The organism is Blautia wexlerae (assembly GCF_013300825.1).
Classification (GTDB): domain Bacteria; phylum Bacillota; class Clostridia; order Lachnospirales; family Lachnospiraceae; genus Blautia_A; species Blautia_A wexlerae_B.
Window position 1 is genome coordinate 39,572 of sequence record NZ_JAAIMY010000005.1, and the last position, 25,564, is coordinate 65,135.

Here is a 25,564-nt window from a genome sequence, read left to right on the forward strand (position 1 = left end):
TATTCATAAACAAAGAGGAGGCACAAAAGTGAGGAGACGCCCTGTGTGTATCCTGTGCATGCTTCTGGTTGTTTTTCTGTGTGTGACAGACTGGCTGGGATTTTCCCTGATAAGGGGGAATCCGCTGCCACAGTCTGTGCAGACATGGATCAGAAAGCATCCGGAATCCACCATCTGCGGGGAGGTGGTCAGGTGCCGGGAGAATGAAGATTTTCAATCTGTATATCTTAGAAATACTTATCTTATTTACAATTCTGAAAAAGTTTCCATTGATAATATAAAGGTTTATTTAAAACAAAAAAAGAATCATAGCGGTAACAGTGATGTTGATAAACTTCTGGCAGGAAGTCTTGTTCTGGTGTCCGGAAAACTGGAAGAGGTGCAAAGTCCCACGAATCCGGGAGAATTTGACAGCAAAGCATACTATGGCTGCCAGAGGATCTACTATGTAATGAAGAAAGGAAGGATAAAGAAGCAGTCGCAGAGTCATTCTGTATATGGGCAGTTCCTGATCGATATGCAGCAGAAATTTGCAGGTATTCTGGAGAAAACCTGTGGAATGGAAGCTGGAGCGTTTGAAGCAATCGTGCTGGGAGATAAAACAAATCTGGATCCGGAGTTGAAAATGCGTTATCAGATGGCAGGAATTATCCATATCCTGGCGATTTCGGGGCTTCATATCAGTCTTCTTGGAATGGGACTGTATAATCTGCTGAAAAAAATCGGTCTGGGTATCTGGCCAGCCGGCTTGCTGTCACTGGTGCTCATGCTTCAGTATGGGATGATGACAGGAGGGACTGTTTCAACTATGCGGGCCGTATGTATGTTTTTACTTTCTGTAGGTGCAAAGATCGCAGGACGGATTTATGATATGCCTACAGGAATGGCGGCAGCGGCGATTCTGATCCTTATGGAAAACCCGGCGTATCTGCTTGATGGAGGTTTTCTGCTGTCTTTTGGATCGGTGATTGGGATTGGCTGTGTCTGGCCGTTAGTGCAGGAGGGGATGGATGTATTAAACCGGAAAAAACGAAGTGAGTTTAAGGATAAGGGGAAAATCAGAGATAAACTTCTGGTGTCATTTCTGGCATCCGGAGTCGTGCAGCTTACCACACTTCCCATAGTGCTGTGGTTTTACGGAGAAGTGTCGGTGATGGGGATTTTTCTGAATCTGCTTGTGCTTCCTACTGTGGGAATCGTACTGGGAAGTGGAACGGTTGGTGCGTTGCTTGGCTTAGTCACTGTCAGAGGAGCATTTCTGGCTGTTGTTCCGGGCAGGATTATTCTGAGAGGATATGAGTTCCTGACAGTGCTGCTGGGGCGACTTTCGTTTTGTACATGGATTGGCGGAAAGTCAGAGATGTGGCAGATCGTGGGATATTATCTGCTCCTGGCAGCGGCGGTGTGGATATACAGAGCGGGCGTGAAGAAAAGTGAAAATGGTGAGATCTTTGCGTGGAAAATCCGGGCTGTATATGCAGGTATGGTATGTTTTGCAATTCTGCTGATCAGTTACAGACCGCATGAAGATTTCCGTATCGCCTGTCTGGATGTGGGACAGGGAGACGGAATTGTGGTAGAAATAGAAAACAGATGGAATATCCTGATCGACGGGGGCAGTACGAATAAGAATGAACTGGGAAAATACCAACTGCTTCCATATCTGAAGAGCAGAGGGATTTCCAGACTGGACGGAATTTATGTTTCCCACACAGATGAAGATCATATCAGCGGGGTGCGGGAACTTCTGGAATTTGTTGGGAAAGATCTGACTTCTCTGCGTATAGAGAATCTGATCCTGCCCAAATGGAGCGATATTCAGGAAAATAAAAATTATCAGGAACTGACAAAGTTGGCAGAGGCAGCGGGAGTCCGGGTGCTTACTGTGAAAGCAGGAGATGAGATCAGATATGGAACTGTCAGACTGAAGGCTCTGTGGCCGGAGTCCGGAGCATCAGGGAAGGAAGTAAATGAAGATGCGATGGTTCTGGAAATGATAAGTAAAGATTTCAAAGGGCTTTTTACCGGAGATATCGGGATGGAGACAGAAAAAGAGCTGATACAGAATGGGTGTCTTGAAGATGTGGACTTCCTGAAAACTGCTCATCACGGTTCCAGATATTCTACAGGAGCAGAGTTTCTGGAAATCGTCAGACCGGAACTGGCTGTTGTTTCCTGTTCTGCAACAAACACATACGGGCATCCGTCGCCGGATACGCTGGAACGGCTGAAGAAGAGTGGAAGCAGAGTACTGATCACCAGAGACTGTGGGGCGGTTACAATAGTCAATGGAAAATCTGTTTCTGCCTTTAACCGAATCAAGTAAGACCCCTGTGGAGATGTGAAAAGCAATAAGCAGTAGGATTTTCAAAGTGGTTACGTTCAAAGCAACACGCTTCGCGATGCACAGAACTTATGCTAATCGCATAAATTCGCGCGGTATGTCTCGGGATAATGGTGTTTGAACAGTAACCTCAAAGCAAACAATGTTGTCATAATTATATACAGGTGTCTTGACACCTGTATATCCGGGGAGTATAATTGCACAGACAAACGAAAATCAGGCATGATGTGAGGAAAGAAAGATGAAAGAACATTATGATGTCATTATTGTGGGAACAGGGGCAGCCGGACTGTACTGTGCACTGAACCTTCCGGAGAAAATGAAAATCCTGCTTATCACCAAGCAGGAGGCAGACCAGTCAGATTCATTCCTGGCACAGGGCGGAATCTGTATGCTGCGCGGCGAAGATGACTATGAAAATTATTTTGAAGATACCATGCGGGCAGGACATTATGAGAATAATAAACGGGCAGTAGATCTGATGATCCGCAGCTCCAATGATATTATCAGAGATCTTCTGCGTTATCATGTGGATTTTGCAAGGGATGGTCTTGGAAATCTGGCATTTACCAGAGAGGGAGCACATTCCCAGCCAAGGATTCTTTTTCATGAAGATATTACAGGAAAAGAAATCACACAGACTCTCTTAACTGCTGCAAAAATAAAAGAAAATATTGAAATTTGTGAATATATGACTATGGTAGACCTGATCTCCAAAGACAATACAGTCTGCGGAATCATTGCAATGGACCGGAATGACCAGGCATTTCCTGTTTATTCTCAGTATGTGGTTCTTGCCTGCGGCGGAATCGGCGGGCTTTTTAAAAACTCTACCAACTTTTCGCATATTGCAGGAGATGGTGTGGGAATTGCCATGAAGCACCATGTGGAAATGGAAAATCTGGACTATATCCAGATTCATCCGACAACTCTCTATTCAAAGAAATCCGGACGGCGTTTCCTGGTTTCAGAATCAGTCAGAGGAGAAGGTGCACTCCTGTATGATAAGAACGGACAGCGTTTTACAAACGAATTACAGCCGAGAGATCTGCTGAGCCAGAAGATTTTTGCCCAGATGGAAAAGGATGGAACAGAGTTTGTATGGGAAGATATGCGCCCTCTGGGAGAGAAAACAATTCTGGAACATTTTCCTCATATTTATGAACAGTGCGTGGAAGAAGGCTTTGATCCGAGAAAAGAGCCAATCCCGGTTGTTCCGGCACAGCATTATTTTATGGGTGGGATCAAGGTAAATCTGGGAAGCAAAACTTCCATGAAGGGACTTTATGCCTGTGGAGAGACAAGCTGTAATGGCGTCCATGGAAGAAACCGTCTGGCAAGTAATTCTCTTCTGGAATCTCTGGTCTTTGCAAGAAAGGCTGCAGATGATATGATATTTGGACAGACACCGGAATATGTGCGGGCAGATGCAATTGATATGAATATGTATGAAAGCAGAGAAGAACTGCTTAATGCCTGCCACGAAACCGTATTAAAAGAGATTGAAAGGATGAAAAAAAGTCATGAATAGTATTACAATGAAAATGCAGGCAGACAAGCTGATCCGTATGGCGCTTCAGGAGGACATTACCAGTGAGGATGTTTCCACGAATGCAGTGATGCGAAGCGCAGTAAAAGGAACCGTAGATCTGATCGCAAAGGAAGACGGAATCATTGCCGGACTGGATGTATATGCGAGAGTATTCCAGATTCTGGATGAGAAAACAGAGATCAGTTTCAACTTTAAAGACGGTGAGGCAGTAAAGAAGGGCGATCTTCTTGGAACAGTAACAGGAGATATCCGGGTGCTTCTTTCCGGAGAGAGAGTTGCCCTGAATTATCTCCAGAGAATGAGTGGTATCGCTACTTATACAAAACAGGTTTCAAAGCTTCTGGAAGGAAGTAAGGTAACACTTCTGGACACCAGAAAGACAACTCCGAACTGTCGTGTTTTTGAAAAATATGCTGTACGCATAGGCGGCGGATGCAACCACAGATATAATCTTTCTGACGGAGTACTGCTTAAGGATAATCATATCGGAGCAGCCGGAAGCGTAGCGAAAGCAGTGGCCATGGCAAAAGAATATGCACCATTTGTCCGTAAGATCGAGATTGAAGTAGAGACTATGGAACAGGTAAAAGAAGCAGTAGAAGCAGGAGCAGATATCATTATGCTTGACAATATGACACCGGAAATGATGAAAGAAGCAGTAGAGCTTATCGCAGGCCGGGCACAGACAGAATGCTCCGGAAATATCACAAAGGAAAATATCGCCAAAATCCTGGAAACAGGTGTGGATTTTGTTTCCAGCGGTGCACTGACACATTCTGCTCCAATCCTTGACATTTCCATGAAGAATCTTCATGCAATATAATAACATGGCAGCGAAGCTGTTTTGCAGCGGATAATTTGCTATAGGATTATATCGTGGAGAAAGGATGGGAAAGTATGAATACTGCTCAGAGAAGAACTGAAATTTTAAAGCTCCTTCAGCAGGAAGAAAAACCTGTGGCTGCCAGGGCGATGGCATCACAGTTCGGAGTAAGCAGACAGGTGATCGTGCAGGATATGGCTGTGATACGTGCATCTACACCGGGAATCCTGTCAACGACCAGAGGATATGTGTTGCAGCAGGATAAAGATATTGCATGCACCAGAGAATTTAAAGTACGCCATGGGCAGGAACAGGCAGCGGAGGAACTGAATCTGATCGTGGACTGTGGCGGGCGAGTGAAAAATATCAGCATCAGCCACAGGGTTTATGGCCGTGTCACTGCAGAGATGGATATTCGTTCCAGACAGGATGTGAATGAATTTGTCCGGGCGATCAATAGCAGCCATTCCAGCGTATTAAGCAGTGCTACTTCCGGGTATCATTATCATCTGATAGAAGCATCCAGCCAGGAAAGGCTGGATCTGATCGGAGAACAGTTAAAGAAAGCAGGTTTCCTTGCACCACTTCAGCCATGGGAAAAGGAAAAACATCATAATATATAAGTAAGAAGGGATTCAGAAGATGACAATAGCAGAAATTCAGCAGGAAATCCTGCGAATGAAAAAAGAACAGGATATCTGTATTCTTGCACACGCATATCAGGGTCAGGAGATTCTGGAAGTAGCAGACTATACAGGAGATTCCTATGGCCTGAGTGTACAGGCATCCAAAAGAGACTGCAGCGGTGTGATCATGTGCGGCGTTCGTTTTATGGCAGAAACCTGCAAGATTTTAAGCCCGAAGAAAAAAGTCTGGCTGGCTAATCCTGTAGCCGGATGTCCTATGGCAGAGCAGTTGGATCTGGAAGGTCTGCGTGAATTAAAAGCACAGTATCCGGATTATGCAGTTGTCGCCTATATTAATACAACTTCAGAACTGAAAACAGAATGTGACGTATGCGTTACGTCCTCATCAGCAGTTGAAATCTGCAAAAAGCTGGAGCAGGATAAGATTTTATTTATTCCGGATCCGAACCTGGGACATTATGTGGCGGAAAAGCTTCCGGAGAAAACTTTTGCATTTTATAAAGGCGGATGTCCGAGACATATCGTGGTCAGTGCAAAAGATGTAGAAAAAGCCCGCGCAGCGCATCCGGATGCACTTTTCCTGGTACACCCGGAATGCCGTCAGGAAGTAGTAGAGCAGGCTGATTATGTAGGCTCCACCACAGGAATCATGGAATTTGCAAAGAAATCTGAACATAAAGAATTTATCATCGGAACAGAAAACAGCATTGTAGAGCATCTTCAGTTTGAATGTCCTGATAAGAAATTTTACCCGGTTGCAGTACAGCTTACATGCATGAATATGAAGGTTACCACCTTAATGGACATCTACAACTGCCTGAAAGGACAGGGCGGGGAAGAAATCCTCCTTCCGGAAAATATCATGGAAGGCGCCGGAAGATGCATTCACAGAATGGTGGAGCTGGGCGGCTGAATAATAATCTGAAATTTTCTGCTGGCTATTATGTCATGGAATTGATACAATAAAAGTAACGTTACTGAGAACAGTAACAAAGTAACTGCTCTGCAGTCTGATATCTTGGTATCTGTGAATAGAACAACAGATTGCTGAACAGTTACAGACAAAACAGCCTCAGGAGTAGAAAATTGAAAAACATACAGGCAGACATTAAATCAGGAAATTTTAAACAGGTGTATCTTCTCTATGGAGAGGAAGCATATCTGAAACAACAGTATAAACAGAATCTGGTAAAGGCACTGAATCCGGATGGGGATACTATGAACTTCAATCACTATGAAGGCAAGGGGATTGATGTAAAACAGTTGATCGACCTCTGTGAAACCATGCCATTTTTCGCAGAGCGCAGAGTTGTTTTGCTGGAAGATACAGGTTTTTTCAAAAATAAGTGTGAGGAACTGGCAGATTATATGAAAGAGCTGCCGGACTATCTGTATCTGGTTTTTGCAGAAACGGAAGTAGACAAGAGAAACCGCATGTACAAAGCAGTAAAAGCCTGCGGAAGTATTGCGGAATTTATCAGACAGGATGAAAAAACTCTGATGCGCTGGGCAGCAGGGATCCTGGGGAAAGCCGGGAAAAAGATCACCCAGAGAGACATGGAACTTCTGCTGACCAAAACAGGAACTGATATGGGGAATCTCAGGATGGAGATGGAGAAGCTTATCAGTTATACAGAAGGCAGGGATGTGGTGACTGCAGAGGATATTGAAGAAATCTGCACCACCCAGACAACCAACAGAATTTTTGATATGGTGCGTGCAGTAACAGAGAAAAATCAGAAGCGTGCACTGGAACTTTATTATGATCTGCTGACATTGAAAGAGCCACCGATGAGGATACTGTTTCTTCTTGCGAAGCAGTATCGCCAGCTGCTGTTGGCAAAACAGTTTGCAGCAGCAGGACTTGCACAGACAGAAATAGCTTCGAAACTGGGAGTTCCCGGATTTGTTGTGAGAAACATTACAACATGTGCCAGAGCTTACACCATATCTGAACTGGAACAGGCAGTAAAAGATTTTGTGGATGCGGAAGAATCAGTAAAAACAGGACGACTGGAAGATAAGCTGAGCGTAGAATTACTGATCATTAAGTACAGTAGTAAAGTAAAATAGGAAAAACGGTAACTGCCGGATATTCTGGCAGTTACAAAAGATAATAACAAAAAAGACAGCCACATGACGGTGATGGCTGTCCTTTTTAATCATAAGCTTATAATTAAAAATTCAATCTATAATTAGTTAATGCTGTTAACAGCTTTAGCTAAACGGGCAACTTTTCTTGCACAGTTGTTTTTATGATAAACACCTTTGGATGTAGCTTTGCTGATTGTGGAAACAGCATCCTTTAATGCTACTTCTGCAGCTGCCTTATCTTTATTTGCTACTGCTGCTTCAACTTTCTTCATAGAAGTTTTAACTGCAGATTTGATTGCTTTGTTTCTTGCTGCTTTAGTTCTGTTTACTAAAATTCTTTTCTTAGCAGATTTAATGTTAGCCAATTCGTACACCTCCAATTTAATTCGGTAAAATATTATTATACTCCTGTCATAGAAACAGACACGGGCGCTCCTATGAACATGCTTATATATATTATCTCAAATAGCTTTTCTTGTCAATACATATTTCCATAAAAAAAGCTAAAAATAGATATAAAAAGTTGTTATAAGAACGGAGTAAACAGTAACAAATATTGAATGAAGTACGGAGGGAAAAGAGATGCTGGATAATTACGGAATAAGAACAGACCTGGCACTGGAGACAACCGAACGGTTTACAGAAAAAAAAGTAGAAGTCCGGGGGGTGGAAATCCACGAAGATTATAATGAAGAGAAAGATATCCGTACCACTGTGGTAAAGATCACCACAGAAAACGGTGCCCGGACAATGGGACGGCCTCAGGGAAGCTATATTACAATAGAAGCTCCGGGGCTTTCTGTACATGATGAGGATTATCACAGAGAAATTTCCCTGGAAATTGCCCGTCATTTACAGAATATGATCAATCTGGAACGTGAGCAGTCCATTCTGGTAGTAGGCCTGGGAAATTCAGCAATCACAGCCGATTCCCTGGGACCCCATGTGGTAGAGAATCTTCATATAACAAGGCATATGATAAGAGAGTATGGCCTGCAGAGTCTTGGGAAAGAAAGAATGCACCGTATCAGCGGAATTATCCCGGGAGTAATGGCGCAGACAGGCATGGAGACATCTGAGATCATACAGGGAATCGTGGCAGAGACAAAGCCGGACATAGTGGTCGCCATTGATGCACTGGCAGCAAGAAGCACCAGACGCCTGAACCGTACGATCCAGATCACAGATACAGGAATTAACCCGGGTTCCGGTGTGGGCAATCACAGGGTGGGACTTACAGAAGAAAATCTGCAGGTAAAAGTGATCGGGATCGGAATACCCACTGTAGTAGATGCGGCAACTATTGTTCATGATTCTATGGCACACCTTCTGGAAACGTTGGAAGAGGCAGAACAGAAAGAATTTCTGGAAGAAATGATATCTCCTCATCTTCACACCATGTTTGTAACTCCTAAAGATGTGGACGAGACAGTAAAATATCTGAGCTTCACAATCTCAGAAGGACTGAATATGGCGTTTGAGGAAATAGGCGGCTGACCGGAAAATTGTTCCGTCAGTGTGAACCGGTTATAAATGAGAAAACATGGACATAGGATAAGTCAAGAGGTGATCCATGTGACAAACGTTCAGAAAGCGTTCTGCATTCTGCTTAGCATGTGCTTTTTTGCCACTCTGGCAGTATTGCCAGGGACATTTTTTACAGGAGAAAATGTGTACAGGCATCTGCCCCTGTACCGCTTTCTGGAAAAAAGAGCTCATATGAGTTCCTATGAAGATATTGAAACTTATAAAAAAATAGCAGGAGAAAACGGAAAATATCTGGGGGAGCGTGCACGGTCCGAACAATTGCTGGCAGAAAAAGGTGAATCTGAAGAATTACAGACACCAGAATCTACACCGGTACCGGAAGAAACAGCAATCCCCTCAAAAACAGTAAAATCAGCGAAAATATCAGAATCAGACAAGACACCTAAGCCGGAAAAAACAACTGCGTCACCGGAAAATCCTGAACCGGACAAATCACAGAAGCCGCCAAAGTCAGCAGCGCAGAATGTCCGGAATATTCAGGACAGTACAGAAACCATTGCTGCTGCAGTTCCTCATCCAATGATCGACCTGTCCCCCGAAAAACTGGCAGATTATAATTATCTTCTGGGACAATTCTATATCGTAGATTCCAACACAGAAGCAGATGCCGTACAGATCAATGCCGAAGATTTTCTGAAACAGGACTTAAAAATCACCAAAGAAACCGATACTCCTCAGATCCTGATCTATCACAGCCATTCTCAGGAAACCTTCGCAGATTCCAGAGAGGGGGAAGAATCCGACACGATTGTAGGAGTAGGAGATTATCTGACACAGCTTCTCACAGAAAACTATGGTTATCAGGTAGTCCATCTCAAAGAGCAGTTCGACATGGCAGGCGGTGAACTGGATCGCAGCGCCGCTTATGATTATGCCCGTGATTATCTGGAACCTTATCTTCAGGAAAACCCGGATATTCAGGTAATCATAGACCTGCACCGGGACGGCATCCCCGAAGACCGCCATCTTGTAACGGAAATCAACGGAAAGCCAACAGCCCAGATTCTTTTTTACAATGGATTGAGCTACACGTCATCCAAAGGTTCTCTGGACTATCTGCCCAATCCTTACATACAGCAAAATCTGGCATTCTCCTTCCAGCTGGAATACCAGGCAGCCCAATACTATCCTCAATTTTACCGGGGAATTTACCTTGCAGGTTACCGCTACAACCTCCACCTCCGTCCCCGCTCCCTTCTTCTGGAAGCCGGAGCCCAGACCAACACTGTCCAGGAAGTAAAAAATGCTATGGAACCATTTGCCGACATCTTAGACAAGGTACTGCAAGGCTATAACAATCCTCATAAATAATGCAGATTGATTTCTGTGCGTCCCTGTAGATAAATAGATGACAAACCCTCGCTCCATATGCTATAATACAGAATTAGCAAACCCATCAATTACAGTATATAAGAAAGAACTCAGGAGGGAAATCCTTAATGATAGACCAGAGCAAAATCAGAAATTTCTGTATTATTGCACACATAGACCACGGCAAATCCACTCTTGCCGATCGAATCATCGAAATGACAGGTACCCTGACCGAACGTGAAATGCAGTCACAGGTACTGGACAACATGGAACTCGAAAGAGAACGTGGAATCACCATTAAATCTCAGGCAGTACGAATCGTATACAAAGCCAAAGACGGCGAAGAATATATCTTCAACCTGATCGACACCCCCGGCCATGTAGACTTCAACTACGAAGTATCCCGAAGCCTTGCAGCCTGCGACGGTGCAATCCTGGTAGTAGATGCAGCTCAGGGAATCGAAGCCCAGACGCTGGCAAATGTATATCTCGCCCTTGACCATGATCTGGATGTCCTTCCGGTTATCAACAAAATCGACCTGCCAAGTGCAGAACCGGATCGTGTGGTAAATGAAATCGAAGATGTCATCGGCCTTGAAGCCCATGACGCACCAAGAATTTCTGCTAAAACAGGACTTAATGTAGAAGAAGTCCTGGAACAGATTGTAACAAAGATCCCGGCACCGCATGGTGATGTAGATGCACCATTAAAAGCCCTGATCTTTGACTCCGTTTATGATGCATACAAAGGCGTTATTGTATTCTGCCGTGTCATGGATGGCCGTGTGAAAAGAGGCACCCAGATCCATATGATGGCAACAGGTTTTACCACAGAAGTTGTGGAAGTCGGATACTTCGGTGCAGGTCAGTTCATTCCATGCGAGGAACTGACAGCAGGTATGGTAGGATACATTACAGCCAGCATCAAAAATCTTGGCGACACCCGTGTAGGTGATACAGTTACAGACAAGGAAAGACCATGTGCAGAAGCACTTCCGGGCTATAAGAAAGTAAACCCTATGGTATATTGCGGATTATACCCGGCAGACGGTGCCAAATACGGTGATCTGAGAGATGCTCTTGAGAAGCTTCAGCTCAATGATGCCTCTCTGTTCTATGAACCAGAGACATCCGTAGCCCTTGGCTTTGGTTTCCGATGCGGTTTTCTGGGATTGCTCCATCTTGAGATTATTCAGGAGCGACTGGAAAGAGAATACAACCTTGATCTTGTGACCACAGCTCCCGGTGTTATTTACAAAGTACACAAAACTAACGGCGAAGTTATCAATCTGACAAATCCAAGCAATCTGCCGGACCCGTCAGAGATTGAATATATGGAAGAACCAATGGTAAATGCCGAGATCATGGTAACAACCGAATTTATCGGTGCAATTATGGATCTTTGCCAGGAACGAAGAGGGCAGTATCTGGGAATGGATTATATGGAAGAAACACGTGCGCTTCTGAAATATAAGCTGCCGTTAAATGAGATTATCTATGATTTCTTTGATGCCCTCAAATCCCGCTCAAGAGGCTATGCTTCTCTGGATTACGAGCTCTGCGGATATGAGCGCAGTGAGCTTGTGAAACTGGATATTCTGGTAAACAAAGAAGAGGTGGATGCTCTTTCCTTTATCGTGCATGCAGATACAGCCTATGAGAGAGGCCGTAAGATGTGCGAGAAATTAAAAGACGAGATTCCACGTCAGCTTTTTGAAATTCCGATCCAGGCAGCTATCGGAAGCAAGATTATTGCCAGAGAGACAGTCAGAGCCATGCGTAAGGATGTACTTGCCAAATGTTACGGCGGTGATATTTCCCGTAAGAAGAAACTTCTGGAGAAACAGAAGGAAGGTAAGAAACGTATGCGTCAGGTAGGCAATGTGGAGATTCCGCAGAAAGCATTTATGAGTGTATTGAAACTGGATGATAAATAAAGTATGAATGTAACTATTCGGCAGTCTGTTGTCCACATAACTGTGAAGGTACTGAACAGTTACCTGTGAATAGTGCTCATCTCAACAAAAGGTTAAGATATTGAAGAAAATGATTAAGCGAAAAACAGTTATACTATGTATGTTATTGCTTGGAATTTCTGTCTCCGGATGTGGGAAAACCAAGGAGGTAGATGAAACGTCCTCCAAAGTGATCCAGATCAGTGTTGCACCGGAAGAGACAAGTCCCACTCCGGCACCGGATCAGGTAGATTCCGCAGCAGTTACCACCAATGGTAATCTGACAATGGTAAATACGTATCTGACAGAGCAGAATGCAGCAGGTATCTCATCTGCGGAAAGTTCAGACAGCCAAAGTGATGCCGGCAGTACAGATAACAGTGTCGACTCAGCAGATAACAATGAGCAAGACAGCAGTACATCAGATACTGAGGAATAGAAAACAGGTCATAACAGGAGCAGATTACAATGGAGAGAAGGAATATCACAGATTCTCCCATGGAAATCTATATCCACATTCCATTTTGCATAAAAAAATGTGATTACTGTGATTTCCTTTCCGGTCCGTCAGGTCCAAAGAAGCAGGCTGATTATGTAGAAGCTCTGCTTGAAGAAATCAATGCAGCAGAAGAAGGAAAAGGAAGGAGTGTATCCTCTGTATTTATTGGAGGGGGCACTCCTTCTGTTTTGGATGAGAGATTCATAGGAGATATTTTAAATCATATAAGACGAAAATTTCAGATTGCGGATCATGCTGAGATTACCATAGAAGTAAACCCGGGGACTGCAGACAGAAACAAACTGCAGGCATACAGAACATATGGAATCAATCGCCTGAGTATAGGCTTACAGTCACCGGATGACAGGGAATTGAAAATTCTTGGAAGGATCCACAATTATGAGCAGTTTCTGGAGACCTACAGAAGTGCAAGAGATGCAGGGTTCGACAATATCAATATTGATCTGATGAGTGCAATCCCGGATCAGACTTATGAAGGATGGATCCACAATCTTCGCACTGTTGCAGGACTGGAACCGGAACATATTTCCGCATACAGCCTGATTATTGAGGAGGGCACACCTTTTGCATCGCGGACGCTGAGTTTGCCGGATGAAGATACGGAGTACAATATGTATGAGGCAACAGTACAGATTCTGAGAGAATATGGCTTTGAGCAGTATGAGATTTCCAATTACGCAAAGAAGGGCAGAGAATGCAGGCATAACGTGGGCTATTGGATCCGACAGGATTATCTGGGGTTTGGCCTGGGGGCTTCCTCCCTTTATGGAAAGGAACGTTTTGCCAATACACCGGATATGAAAAAATATCTGGAAAACAGCAGAATTCCGGAAAAAATAAGAGAAAAGGAGCCGCCCCTCACCAGAGAGGATGAGATGGCGGAGTTCATGTTCCTGGGACTTCGCATGACCAGAGGAATCTCAAAAGCTGAGTTTGAGCGGCAGTTTGGCAGTGAAATAGATGCAATATACGGGGATGTTCTGAGAAAATATAAGTCAATGGGACTGCTTTTGGAAGAAAATGGAAGGATTTTTCTGAGCAGAGAAGGAATCCATGTAAGCAATTCTGTTATGGCGGATTTTTTGCCGTAAACGCCTTGACGAACAAATGTTCCTGTACTATACTGATGCCATGAGGATTGCGGAGCAGCGAAACTGTGCAACAATCCATGAATATCATAAAATACGACAAAGGTGTAACTGTCAAGGTAAGAAACAGTTATTATTTATAAATGAGAAACAGGAGGCCCACAATGGCAGCAGATACAACGAAGAAGCACTTTATCAGAATCAGAGGTGCTAATGTTAATAATCTTAAGAATTTAAGTGTGGATATTCCCAGAGATAAGTTTGTGGTATTTACAGGACTGAGCGGCTCCGGTAAATCCTCGCTGGCTTTTGATACCATCTATGCAGAGGGACAGCGCCGTTATATGGAATCTCTCTCTTCTTATGCAAGACAGTTCCTGGGTCAGATGGAGAAGCCGGATGTGGAGAGTATTGAAGGTCTGCCGCCTGCCATTTCCATTGATCAGAAATCTACCAACCGCAATCCACGTTCCACAGTAGGAACAGTGACAGAAATCTATGATTATTTTCGACTTCTGTATGCCAGAGTGGGAATTCCCCATTGTCCGAAGTGCGGAAGAGAGATTAAGAAGCAGACAGTTGACCAGATGGTGGACAGTATCATGTCTTTTCCGGAGAGAACGAAGATCCAGCTTCTGGCTCCTGTTGTGCGGGGCCGCAAGGGAACTCATGCAAAGCTTCTGGAGCAGGCAAAGAGAAGCGGATATGTACGTGTGCAGATTGACGGAAACCTGTATGAACTTTCTGAGGAGATCAGTCTGGACAAGAATATCAAGCATAACATAGAGATTGTGGTAGACCGTCTGATCGTGAAGCCGGGGATTGAGAAGAGACTCTCAGATTCCGTTGAGACAGTTCTGGATCTGGCAGAGGGACTTCTGATGGTAGATACTATGGACGGAAATATCCACAATTTCAGCCAGAGCTTTTCCTGCCCTGACTGCGGTATCAGTGTGGATGAGATTGAACCGAGAAGCTTTTCTTTCAATAATCCTTTTGGTGCCTGCCCGGATTGTCTGGGACTTGGGTATAAAATGGAATTTGATATTGACCTGATGATCCCGGATAAATCTCTGAGTATCCTGGATGGTGCCATTGTGGTTACAGGATGGCAGTCCTGCACAAATGAGGGAAGCTTTTCCAGAGCAATCCTGGATGCCCTTGCCAGAGAATATGATTTCAGCCTGGCAACACCTTTTGAGGAGTATCCGGAGAAGATACAGGACATTCTGATCAATGGAACCAATGGACATTCTGTAAAGGTTTACTATAAAGGACAGCGTGGGGAGGGTGTTTATGATGTGGCATTCCCCGGACTGATCCGAAATGTGGAGCAGCGTTACAAAGAGACGGGTTCTGATACCATGAAGCAGGAGTATGAATCCTTCATGCGCATTACTCCGTGCAAAACCTGTAAAGGTCAGAGATTAAAGAAAGAATCACTGGCTGTGACTGTGGCGGATAAGAATATTTATGAGATCACCAATCTTTCCATAGAGAGGCTGAAAGCATTTCTGGCAGATATGCAGCTTTCTGAGCAGCAGCAGCTTATTGGCCGGCAGATTCTGAAGGAAATCAGGGCAAGGGTAAGTTTCCTGTCAGATGTAGGACTGGATTATCTTTCATTGGGACGTGCGACAGGAACTCTTTCCGGCGGCGAGGCGCAGAGAATCCGTCTGGCTACCCAGATCGGTTCCGGACTGGTGGGAGTTGCCTATATTCTGGATGAACCAAGCATCGGACTGCATCAGAGGGATAATGACAGACTGCTTAGTTCACTGATGAAGCTGCGTGATCTTGGAAACAGCCTGATCGTTGTAGAGCATGATGAAGATACCATGCGTGCTGCAGACTGTATTGTAGATATCGGACCCGGTGCAGGGGAGCATGGCGGACAACTGGTTGCCATGGGAACAGCAGAGGATCTGATGAAGAATGAGGATTCCATTACAGGAGCTTATCTGAGCGGGAAATTAAAGATTCCGGTACCTTCGGAGAGACGGAAGCCAACTGGTTTTCTTACTATCAAGGGAGCGGCAGAGAATAATCTCAAGAATATTGATGTGAAAATTCCCCTTGGGATCATGACCTGTATCACAGGAGTTTCCGGTTCCGGAAAGAGCTCTCTGATTAATGAGATTCTTTATAAACGTCTGGCAAGAGACCTGAACCGGGCAAGAGTGATTCCGGGAAAACATAAGGATATTCTGGGAACAGACCAACTGGATAAGGTTATCAATATTGACCAGTCACCTATTGGCCGTACACCGCGTTCCAATCCTGCGACCTATACAGGGGTATTTGACCAGATCAGAGATCTTTTTGCAGCAACAGCAGATGCCAAGGCAAAAGGATATAAGAAAGGACGTTTCAGCTTTAATGTAAAGGGCGGAAGATGTGAGGCATGCAGCGGTGACGGTATTATCAAGATTGAGATGCATTTCCTTCCGGACGTATATGTACCATGTGAAGTCTGCAAAGGAAAAAGATATAACAGAGAAACTCTGGAAGTGAAATATAAGGATAAGAGCATTTACGATGTACTGAACATGACTGTAGAAGAGGCACTGACCTTTTTTGAAAATGTTCCTTCCATTAAAAGAAAGATACAGACTCTTTATGATGTAGGACTTTCCTATATCCGGCTGGGACAGCCGTCCACAGAGCTTTCCGGAGGAGAGGCACAGAGGATCAAGCTTGCCACAGAGCTGAGTAAACGCAGCACAGGTAAGACAATCTACATTCTTGATGAGCCTACCACAGGTCTGCATTTTGCGGATGTGCATAAGCTGGTGGAGATTCTGAAACGATTATCAGAGGGCGGTAATACAGTAGTTGTGATCGAGCATAATCTGGATGTGATTAAGACTGCAGATTATATCATTGATATCGGACCGGAGGGCGGAGATAAAGGCGGTACCGTAGTTGCCCTGGGAACTCCTGAGGAGGTGGCACAGTCACCGGTTTCCTATACCGGAAAATATGTAAAGAAATACCTGAAATAATTTTGAAATCATATTGCAGGACTTTCTTTTTAAATGGAAGTTGTATATAATAGAAGAGATTATTTATAGCAGTCCTCGTAAATAATGTATCCTGATCCGGCTTATCATGGTGTGAAGCCCTGTTGGACCGTTTTGGTTGCATTGTTTTATGGAGTTGTTATAAACAAACCGGATAAGTCCTCTGTAAAGGCTGTAAAAAATAATGATCAGTTGAAGAGGATTAAGAGAACGCAAAAACAGAAAGGGGATTTCCATGCCGGCAAGTGATATTGGAATTGACCTGGGAACCAGGAACAGTCTGGCTTATTCTACGGGAAAGGGGCTTGTATTAAATGAGCCTTCCATTGTAGTTTATGATAAAAATACAGAGAAGATACGTGCGATTGGTGAAGAAGCCCGCCTGATGGAGGGGCGCATTACTTCAGATATGGAGGTCATCCGTCCTATCAGACAGGGTGTGATCGTTGATTATACAGTTACAGAGAAGATGCTGAAATATTTTATATCCAGAGCAATAGGAAGAAGAGCTTTCCGCAAGCCCAGGATCAGTATCTGTGTTCCAAGCGGAATTACAGAGATTGAAAGAAAAGCAGTGGAGGAAGCAACCTATCAGGCAGGTGCCAGAGATGTCTATATGGTAGAGGAGCCTATAGCTGCGGCAATCGGAGCCGGGGTGGATGTGACCAAGCCCTTTGGAAATCTGGTTGTGGATATTGGAGCCGGAACTTCGGATGTTGCTGTTATTTCCCTTGCAGGGGTTGTGGTTTCTGCGTCAGTGAAGGTTGCAGGGGACAACTTTAATCAGGCTATACTGAATTATGTGAGAAAGAACCATGGACTTTTTATCGGAGAAGACATGGCAGAGAAGATTAAAATACAGATCGGAACAGCTATTGAGGAGTCAAATCCAAGAACAATGGAAGTCAGGGGGAGAAACGTGATCACCGGTCTGCCGAAGACAGTAACACTTACTTCTGAAGAGATTCGCATGGCATTAAAGGATGCTACAAGTCAGATTGTGGAGACTGTCCATGGAGTTCTGGAAAAGACACCGCCGGAACTGGCTGCGGATATTGTAGACAGAGGAATCGTACTTACAGGCGGAGGTGCCCTTCTTCATGGGATAGATACGCTGATTGAGCAGAGAACAGGAGTAAGCACACTGACTGTGCAGGATGCAATGAGTGTGGTAGCAGTGGGAACCGGTAAGTATGCAGAGGTAATGGCACGTTTTGACGGATAAAGCAGGAGGTACTGTATAGCGCAGTGCCTTTTTGTGTTATTCAGTTGAAATTCACGTTATTCTTTGAAAGTGCTATAGAGGAAGCTGGAGGTGTAAGAAAAGCACATGAGCGAAACTGTTACAGGATACATAGATCATGTTATTTTCAGAAATGAAGATAACGGATATACAGTTATGGTACTGAAAGGTACGAAAAAAGAAGAAGAGTTAACCTGCGTGGGAAGTTTCCCGGCGGTCACACAGGGGGCGTCTATTGAAGCAACCGGAGTATATACTCATCATCCGGTGTATGGAAAACAGTTTCAGATCAGTTCCTTTACAGAGAAGATGCCGGAGGATACTTATGGAATAGAACGCTATCTGGGTTCCGGTGCTATTAAAGGAATTGGTGCTGCACTGGCTTCCAGGATCGTGAGGAGATTCGGGGATGATACTCTTCGGATCGTAGAAGAAGAGCCTGAACGGCTTGCTGAGGTAAAAGGAATCAGCGAGAAAAAAGCCCGGGAGATTGCAGAACAGGTAAGTGAGAAGGCGGATATGCGCAAGGCTATGATCTTTCTGCAGAAATATGGGATTTCCCTGAACCTGGGCGCAAAGATTTATCAGAAATATAAGGAATCTGTCTATACGATCCTTCAGGAGAATCCTTATAGACTTGCGGAAGATATTTCCGGTGTGGGATTTAAGATTGCTGATGAGATTGCTGCCAGAGTCGGTATTCACGCAGACTCAGATTACAGAATCCGCAGCGGAATGCTGTATACTCTTCTGCAGGCTTCGGGAGAAGGACATACTTATCTTCCGAGGGAACAGTTATTTACAAGATGTGCCAGACTTCTGGGAGTGGATGAATCCTATATGGAGAAACACCTTATGGATATGGTTATTGACAGGAAGCTGGTGCTGAAAGAAAAAAGCGGAGAAACTATCGTTTATCCGGCACAGTATTATTATCTGGAACTGAACACTGCCAGGATGCTTAATGAACTGAATATTGTGTGTCCTGAGGATAAAGAGCTTGTCAGGCACAGAATTGAGCTGATCGAGAAAGAGACAGGAACTGTTCTGGATGAAATGCAGAAGAGAGCAATCACTGAAGCAGCGGATCATGGACTCTTTATTCTTACAGGAGGCCCCGGTACAGGTAAAACGACAACGATCAATGCGATCATCCGCTTTTTTGAGGGAGAAAGTGCAGAGATTCGGCTGGCTGCACCTACCGGACGTGCTGCAAAGAGAATGACAGAGACTACCGGATATGAGGCGCAGACAATTCACCGTCTGCTGGAACTGAAAGGAATGCCTGAGGAAGAGAGGGACGGGCATTCAGCTAAATTTGAGAGAAATGCGCAGAATCCTCTGGAGGCAGATGTAATTATCATCGATGAAATGTCTATGGTGGATATCCATCTGATGCATTCTCTTCTTCTTGCCGTGACAGCAGGAACCAGACTGATCCTTGTGGGGGATGAGAATCAGCTTCCAAGTGTAGGTCCTGGCAATGTGCTGAGAGATATTATCCGAAGCGGATGTTTCCCGGTAGTGGAACTGACTAAGATATTCAGACAGGCATCAGAGAGTGATATTGTTGTAAATGCCCATAAGATAAATAAAGGAGAACAGGTACAGATCAATAATAAGAGCCGGGATTTCTTTTTTCTGAAGAGATATGATGCAGATATCATTATAAGAGTAGTGATTGCACTGATCCAGGAGAAACTGCCGCGTTATGTAGATGCGAAACCCTTTGAGATACAGGTATTGACGCCTATGAGAAAGGGGCTTCTGGGAGTAGAGCGGCTGAATCAGATCCTGCAGAGATATCTGAATCCGCCGGAAGACGGGAAATCCGAGAGGGCGGTTGGAGACCGGCTGTTCCGCACAGGGGACAAGGTCATGCAGATCAGAAATAATTATCAGATGGAATGGGAAATCCGGGGACGATATGGGGTTGTCATTGAGAAAGGCGTGGGAGTATTTAACGGAGACACCGGAATCCTCAGGGAAATCAATGAATTTGCTGAGACAGCAGAAGTGGAATTTGAGGATGGACGTTTTGCAATGTACTCGTTCAAACAGCTGGAGGAACTGGAACTTGCATATGCTATTACAATCCACAAGTCTCAGGGATCTGAGTATCCGGCAGTCATACTTCCATTGCTTTCCGGACCACAGATGCTTTTAAACAGGAACCTTCTTTATACCGCAGTTACCAGAGCAAGAAAATGTGTGACGGTTGTGGGAAACGAGGAGACCTTTGCAGAGATGATACGCAATGAAAAACAGCAGAAGAGATACAGTGCACTGGATGAACGGATCAGAGAACTGAGTGAGACTACAGGGGATAATAATACAGATGGTGAAGAATGATATTGCAGACTGTTATCTATGACTGAATAATAACAAAAAAATTTATTCCGATAATATGAGAAAAACAGAAATACAGAGGATAGCAAAACAGAGAGTAAAATAGTGAAAGGAAATGAAAATGAAACGGCTCCTGAATATAGTTGCGGATATTTTTTATCCGAGATGCTGTCCGGTCTGTCAGAAGATTCTGAAGGATCAGAGAAGGATGATCTGTCCGGAATGTGAGAAAGCACTTCGTCCAATTGGTCATCCCAGATGTTACAAATGTGGAAAGCCCATAGAAACAGGAGAATACTGCAGGGACTGTCAGAAGCACAGACATGTGTACGAACAGGGAAGAGGTATTTTTGTCTATGATGGAATCATGAGAAGATCTGTTACCAGATATAAGTATTATGGATGCAGAGAATATGGTGACTTTTATGCCAGAGCAATGTACAGATATGCGCAGAAAGAACTGCGGGAATGGAACCCGGATCTGATCGTGCCTGTGCCTGTACACAGATCAAAGGAGAGGATGAGAGGGTTTAACCAGGCTGCGTATCTTGCAGAGAAGCTCAGTTGTTATACAGGGATCATGACTGATACGAATCTGGTGAGAAAGGTTATAAAGACAAAATCTCAGAAGAAATTAAATGCTTTACAGAGGCGAAAGAATCTGGAGAAGGCTTTTGCAGTGTCAGAAGATGTCAGAGGTAAGGATATTCTGGTGATCGATGATGTTTATACAACAGGAAGCACCATAGATGCCATGGCCTTCTGTCTGAAGAAAAAAGGCGCGGAAAATGTTTATTTTCTTACAGTCTGTATAGGAAGGACATGAGAAAAAATACTTTCCATAAATAATGATATATGTTACAATTAATATGTATGATTATATCATGATATTGAGGACGGAAACAGGATGTATCTGTACAATAGTCCACGGATATCAACTTATGACGAAAGGAAAAGCATACAGTAAGGAGTAGTTTATGTTAAATGAAGAAAAGATAAAGATCATGAACAGACTTGCCATGTATGAACAGGGGGAAGGAAAGAAATATCTTCCGGTCAGCAGGTATTACAGAAGTGACTATATCGGACTTGCGATGATCAAGAACTTTTTTCTTGTGACGATCAGCTATTGTCTGGTTCTGGCTGGTATAGCTGTGTATTTTGGCGAATATCTGATAGATAATATTCATAAGATGAACCTTGTTTCAATTGGAATAGAAGCGGTTGTGGGCTATGTGATAGTTCTGGTACTTTTTTCGGTGCTGACATATATCCAATACACAATTAAGTACCGTAAAGCGAAGAAGAGTGTAAAGAATTACTATGAGGAACTTACGCAGTTAAATAAAATATACAGCCGTGAAGAGAAAAAATCTTCAGCAAGAGGAGTTTCAGGAGGATATAAAAAATGACAGCATTACTCGAATTAAAACAGAAAATAAAAAACCTGTATGGTCAGTATGAAATTTATATCCTGCCGTTTTTGCGTTTTGTTCTGGCGTTGGTATATTTTCTGTGGATCAATGCAAATATGGGCTATATGACACAGCTTAATAATATATTTATTGTGCTTATTCTGGCTCTGATCTGTTCTATACTGCCTTCCGGCGTAATGATTTTTGTCGGATTTGTGCTTATGATCGCACATAGTTATGCAGTCGGGATTGAGGTTGCGGGATTTATGCTTGTGCTGATCCTGTTTATGACAATTTTATTTCTGAGATTCAGTGCGGGAAATAATCTGGTTCTGGTATTTACGCCGCTTTCATTTGGATTCAGTGTCCCGGCACTTCTTCCTGTTGGCAGTGGACTTCTGTGCAGTGCATCATCTGCACTTCCGGCAGGCTGCGGCGTTATTCTTTATTATTTTATCAGGTTTATACGTGTGCAGCACAAATTGCTGGAGAATTCAGATGTTATTATGGCTGATAAACTGAAGCTTCTGGCAGATGGAATCGTTCAGAACTGGGGCATGTGGATCACAGTGATTGCCTTTATTGTAGTTATTTTACTTGTAAATCTTATCCGTACCCGTTCCTTTGATTATGCATGGAGAATTGCCATTGTCGCAGGTGGGGTAGTATATGTGCTGGTAATTCTGGCTGGTGGATTTTATTTCGGACTTAATATTAATGTAATTGCACAGATTATTTATACTGTGATTTCCGTTGTGATAGGGTTATTGCTGGAATTTTTCGTATTCGGTGGAGACTACAGTCGTACTGAACGGCTGGAATACGAGGATGATGAATATTATTATTATGTTAAGGCAGTACCGAAGGCATCAGTTGCCACTTCGGAGAGAAGTATTAAGAAGATCAACGGAGATACGGAAGCGGCTGATAGGCCTGCACCGGAGAAAGTTGTTTCTTATGCAAATCCTATTTTCCACGGTGATGAAGATGAGGTACAGATACCGGAAGAGGCAGCACCTGTAGAAAGAAATTCTGATATGAATGATGTCGATTTCGAGAAGAAACTGGAAGAATCATTAAAGAATCTGTAAAAAAGGATCTGTTTATTCAAACACGCTCCAGATCAATTTCATAAAATAATAAAGGAAGGAGAACAGTATGACGGATATATCAGGAAATCTGATAGATATATTGACAAGAATGGCATTTCCTAAAATTGGTATCATAGATATTATACAGATTGCGTTGATCGCATTTTTTGTGTATCAGTTTATGATATGGATCAAATATACTCATGCGTATACCCTGTTAAAGGGTATTCTGGTTGTTCTCCTGTTTATTCTTGTTGCGTATATTTTCAAGATGAATACAATCCTCTGGATTTTTTCAAATCTTGCAAGTACACTGATAGTAGGCGTGATCGTCATTTTTCAGCCTGAACTCCGAAAAGTTCTGGAACAGTTGGGAAAGAAGAAAATTATGGCGGCACTGATACCATTTGACGCGGGCAAGGAAGTAAAGGAGAGATTTACTGATAAGACAATCAGTGAGCTGGTAAGGGCCTGTTTTGATATGGGAGAGGTTAAGACGGGAGCTCTGATCGTTATTGAACAGAATGAACTGCTTACCGATTATATCAGAACAGGTATTAATCTGGATGCAATCCTTACAAGTCAGCTTTTGATTAATATATTTGAACATAATACTCCTCTTCATGATGGTGCGGTGATCGTGAGAGAGAACAGGATTGTGGCCGCAACATGTTATCTTCCGTTGTCAGATAACATGGAATTAAGCAAACAACTGGGAACACGGCACAGAGCCGGTGTGGGTATCAGTGAACAGACAGATTCCGTTACGATCATCGTGTCTGAAGAGACCGGACAGGTTTCCGTAGCGCAGAATGGAAGGCTGACCAGAGGGCTGACCAGTGCAGGCCTCAGAGAAATTCTTGTGAAAGCACAGAACAAACAAGTAGTAGACAACAGCAAACTTCGTCATTTACTGAAAGGAAGAATGAAACATGAAGAAGAGAAAAATAACGGATAACATACCTCTTAAAATCATGTCTGTCGCTGTTGCTGTCGTAGTGTGGCTGATTGTCATGAATATTGATAATCCCATAGGAACCAATTATTATACTATCAATGATGTAGAACTGATAAATAAAGAATATGTAGAATCGTCAGATACGATCGGAAAAATGTGTATGCCGGAGCAGAATCAGGATAACGTGAAAATTGCTATTACTGCAACGAAGAAGGTCAGGGATAAAATTAAAATTACGGATATCTCTGCAACAGCTGATCTGCAGCAGGTAGTCAGCCTGGATACAAATCCGGTAATGGTTCCGATTACAGTAAATTGTTCCACACCCGGTGTATCTGCAAATGACATTAAAGTTACTCCACAGAATCTGAGTGTAAACCTTGATGAGAAAGAAACTCAGGAATTTGTGGTCAATGTCAGTCGTGGGGATACAAAGCCGGGCAAGGATTATGAGGTGGGAAGCCTTACAGCTAATCCTGAGAAAGTAAGAATTACAGGACCCAAGACTCTGATAAATAAAATAGATAAGGTAAATGCTGCAATTGATCTGGATGGAAATACCCAGGATTTTACACAGGATGCCAATCTTACGATTATTGATAAAAATCAGGAAGTCCTTTCTGATTCTGAAATGAATTCCCTGAGGATTGAGAATAATGCAAAGGTTGTAGTAACGGCGAAACTCTGGAAGATCCGGCAGGGAGTAGGGATTTCAGCCGGATATGTCGGAACACCGGCAGAAGGGTATCAGGCAGGTATTGTAAAGACAGTTCCTGATACGATCAGTGTTGCAGGTAGCATAGAAGGTCTGGAGAGTCTGGCTGCAAATGATAATGTGATCACGATACCGTCAGACAGCATAGATATTTCCGGTGAATCGAAGGATGTTGAGAAAAAAATCAATATTAAAAATCTGCTTCCCGATAATGTGAAACTGACCAGCGATTCCAGTGAAGATGTATGGGTGACAGTAAGTATTCTGCCGGAAGGAAGCCGTGAGTTTGATGTTCCGACCAAGAATATCGAGGTAAGGAATAAACCGGATGATCTGCAGGTGACATTTGTAACAGCGCAGATAGCAGTCCGTATTAAATCAGATACTGAGGATATGGATGATTTGGATTCTGAGAGAGATATTAAGGCATCTATAGATCTGGATGGTAAAAAGGAAGGGGATTATGAAGTTCCTGTTAAGATTGTATTGCCTGATGGATATGAGACAGTAGAAGATGTGACTACGGAAGTTGTAATCTCATCCGGAACAGCTGCAGATGACAGCAGTAAGTGATAAGAGGAACATGGAAATGGTTAACAGAAAAGTAACAGTTAAGAATCCCACAGGCCTTCATTTGAGGCCTGCGGGGATTTTGTGTAATGAGGCAATGAAATATCAGTCACAGATCACATTTGCATATGGAGGAGGAATGGCCAATGCCAAGAGTGTGCTGAGTGTGCTCGGAGCATGTGTAAAATGTGGAGATGAGATAGAAATTTTCTGCGAGGGTCCTGATGAACAGAAGGCACTGGATAACCTGGCAGGAGCTATTGACAGTGGATTGGGAGAATAGGCAGTAAAGAAATCTTAAAAACTGTTATAAAATCT

General features: G+C 43.5%; 21 protein-coding genes. 20 read left to right on the forward strand and 1 reads right to left on the reverse strand.

Annotation, left to right across the window (positions count from 1 at the left end; genetic code table 11):
- Positions 1-28: 28 nt before the first annotated feature.
- From G4417_RS04230 to holA, 6 genes are all read left to right on the forward strand, one after another.
- Positions 29-2,326 carry a DNA internalization-related competence protein ComEC/Rec2 gene (locus tag G4417_RS04230; RefSeq protein ID WP_173682725.1) on the forward strand — a complete coding sequence of 766 codons (2,298 nt, stop codon included), beginning with the start codon at positions 29-31 and terminating at the stop codon, positions 2,324-2,326.
- A 259-nt stretch (positions 2,327-2,585) separates the two neighbouring features.
- On the forward strand, positions 2,586-3,875 hold the full coding sequence (locus G4417_RS04235) for an L-aspartate oxidase (protein WP_173682726.1): 1,290 nt from the start codon (positions 2,586-2,588) through the stop codon (positions 3,873-3,875).
- The gene (nadC, locus tag G4417_RS04240) at positions 3,868-4,719 is read left to right on the forward strand and encodes a carboxylating nicotinate-nucleotide diphosphorylase (RefSeq protein WP_022380105.1); all 852 of its coding nucleotides are present in this window, start codon (positions 3,868-3,870) and stop codon (positions 4,717-4,719) included. Before G4417_RS04235 ends, nadC begins: the two co-directional genes overlap by 8 nt.
- 74 nt (positions 4,720-4,793) lie before the next feature.
- A complete protein-coding gene (locus tag G4417_RS04245) occupies positions 4,794-5,342 on the forward strand; it encodes a transcription repressor NadR (RefSeq protein ID WP_173682727.1) in 549 nt (182 codons plus the stop codon).
- A 19-nt stretch (positions 5,343-5,361) separates the two neighbouring features.
- A complete protein-coding gene (nadA, locus tag G4417_RS04250; RefSeq protein WP_173682728.1) occupies positions 5,362-6,279 on the forward strand; it encodes a quinolinate synthase NadA in 918 nt (305 codons plus the stop codon).
- 173 nt (positions 6,280-6,452) lie between these two features.
- Positions 6,453-7,439: a DNA polymerase III subunit delta gene (gene holA, locus G4417_RS04255; RefSeq protein ID WP_008706160.1), complete on the forward strand. Its 987-nt coding sequence runs from the start codon at positions 6,453-6,455 to the stop codon at positions 7,437-7,439.
- 122 nt (positions 7,440-7,561) lie between these two features.
- On the opposite strand, the gene rpsT is transcribed toward holA, so the two are convergent.
- The gene (gene rpsT / locus G4417_RS04260; protein ID WP_173682729.1) at positions 7,562-7,825 is read right to left on the reverse strand and encodes a 30S ribosomal protein S20; all 264 of its coding nucleotides are present in this window, start codon (positions 7,823-7,825) and stop codon (positions 7,562-7,564) included.
- Between the two features lie 217 nt (positions 7,826-8,042).
- Here rpsT and gpr point away from each other — a divergent pair, with 217 nt between their 5' ends.
- From gpr to G4417_RS04330, 14 genes are all read left to right on the forward strand, one after another.
- Positions 8,043-8,957: a GPR endopeptidase gene (gpr, locus tag G4417_RS04265; RefSeq protein ID WP_173682730.1), complete on the forward strand. Its 915-nt coding sequence runs from the start codon at positions 8,043-8,045 to the stop codon at positions 8,955-8,957.
- 78 nt (positions 8,958-9,035) lie between these two features.
- Entirely contained in the window at positions 9,036-10,319 is a 1,284-nt protein-coding gene (locus tag G4417_RS04270) for a stage II sporulation protein P (protein ID WP_330598144.1), read from the forward strand.
- A 128-nt stretch (positions 10,320-10,447) separates the two neighbouring features.
- Positions 10,448-12,256 (forward strand): translation elongation factor 4, encoded by a 1,809-nt coding sequence (gene lepA, locus G4417_RS04275; RefSeq protein WP_173682731.1) that lies wholly within the window; start codon positions 10,448-10,450, stop codon positions 12,254-12,256.
- Positions 12,257-12,395: 139 nt separating this feature from the next.
- The gene (locus G4417_RS04280; RefSeq protein WP_173717666.1) at positions 12,396-12,713 is read left to right on the forward strand and encodes a hypothetical protein; all 318 of its coding nucleotides are present in this window, start codon (positions 12,396-12,398) and stop codon (positions 12,711-12,713) included.
- Between the two features lie 29 nt (positions 12,714-12,742).
- The gene (gene hemW, locus G4417_RS04285) at positions 12,743-13,885 is read left to right on the forward strand and encodes a radical SAM family heme chaperone HemW (RefSeq protein WP_173682733.1); all 1,143 of its coding nucleotides are present in this window, start codon (positions 12,743-12,745) and stop codon (positions 13,883-13,885) included.
- A gap of 161 nt (positions 13,886-14,046) precedes the next feature.
- On the forward strand, positions 14,047-16,887 hold the full coding sequence (uvrA, locus tag G4417_RS04290; protein ID WP_173682734.1) for an excinuclease ABC subunit UvrA: 2,841 nt from the start codon (positions 14,047-14,049) through the stop codon (positions 16,885-16,887).
- 253 nt (positions 16,888-17,140) lie between these two features.
- Positions 17,141-18,130: a rod shape-determining protein gene (locus G4417_RS04295; protein WP_173682735.1), complete on the forward strand. Its 990-nt coding sequence runs from the start codon at positions 17,141-17,143 to the stop codon at positions 18,128-18,130.
- A 105-nt stretch (positions 18,131-18,235) separates the two neighbouring features.
- A complete protein-coding gene (locus tag G4417_RS04300) occupies positions 18,236-20,500 on the forward strand; it encodes an ATP-dependent RecD-like DNA helicase (protein WP_173682736.1) in 2,265 nt (754 codons plus the stop codon).
- A 112-nt stretch (positions 20,501-20,612) separates the two neighbouring features.
- Entirely contained in the window at positions 20,613-21,323 is a 711-nt protein-coding gene (locus tag G4417_RS04305; RefSeq protein WP_243872072.1) for a ComF family protein, read from the forward strand.
- A 151-nt stretch (positions 21,324-21,474) separates the two neighbouring features.
- Entirely contained in the window at positions 21,475-21,909 is a 435-nt protein-coding gene (locus G4417_RS04310; RefSeq protein ID WP_173682738.1) for a hypothetical protein, read from the forward strand.
- On the forward strand, positions 21,906-23,003 hold the full coding sequence (locus G4417_RS04315) for a hypothetical protein (protein WP_173682739.1): 1,098 nt from the start codon (positions 21,906-21,908) through the stop codon (positions 23,001-23,003). Before G4417_RS04310 ends, G4417_RS04315 begins: the two co-directional genes overlap by 4 nt.
- Before the next feature lie 67 nt (positions 23,004-23,070).
- Positions 23,071-23,961 (forward strand): diadenylate cyclase CdaA, encoded by an 891-nt coding sequence (gene cdaA, locus G4417_RS04320; RefSeq protein ID WP_173682740.1) that lies wholly within the window; start codon positions 23,071-23,073, stop codon positions 23,959-23,961.
- The gene (locus tag G4417_RS04325) at positions 23,936-25,249 is read left to right on the forward strand and encodes a YbbR-like domain-containing protein (protein WP_173682741.1); all 1,314 of its coding nucleotides are present in this window, start codon (positions 23,936-23,938) and stop codon (positions 25,247-25,249) included. The genes cdaA and G4417_RS04325 overlap by 26 nt, the downstream gene beginning before the upstream one ends.
- Positions 25,250-25,265: 16 nt before the next feature.
- A complete protein-coding gene (locus tag G4417_RS04330) occupies positions 25,266-25,529 on the forward strand; it encodes an HPr family phosphocarrier protein (protein WP_173682742.1) in 264 nt (87 codons plus the stop codon).
- Positions 25,530-25,564: the final 35 nt, after the last annotated feature.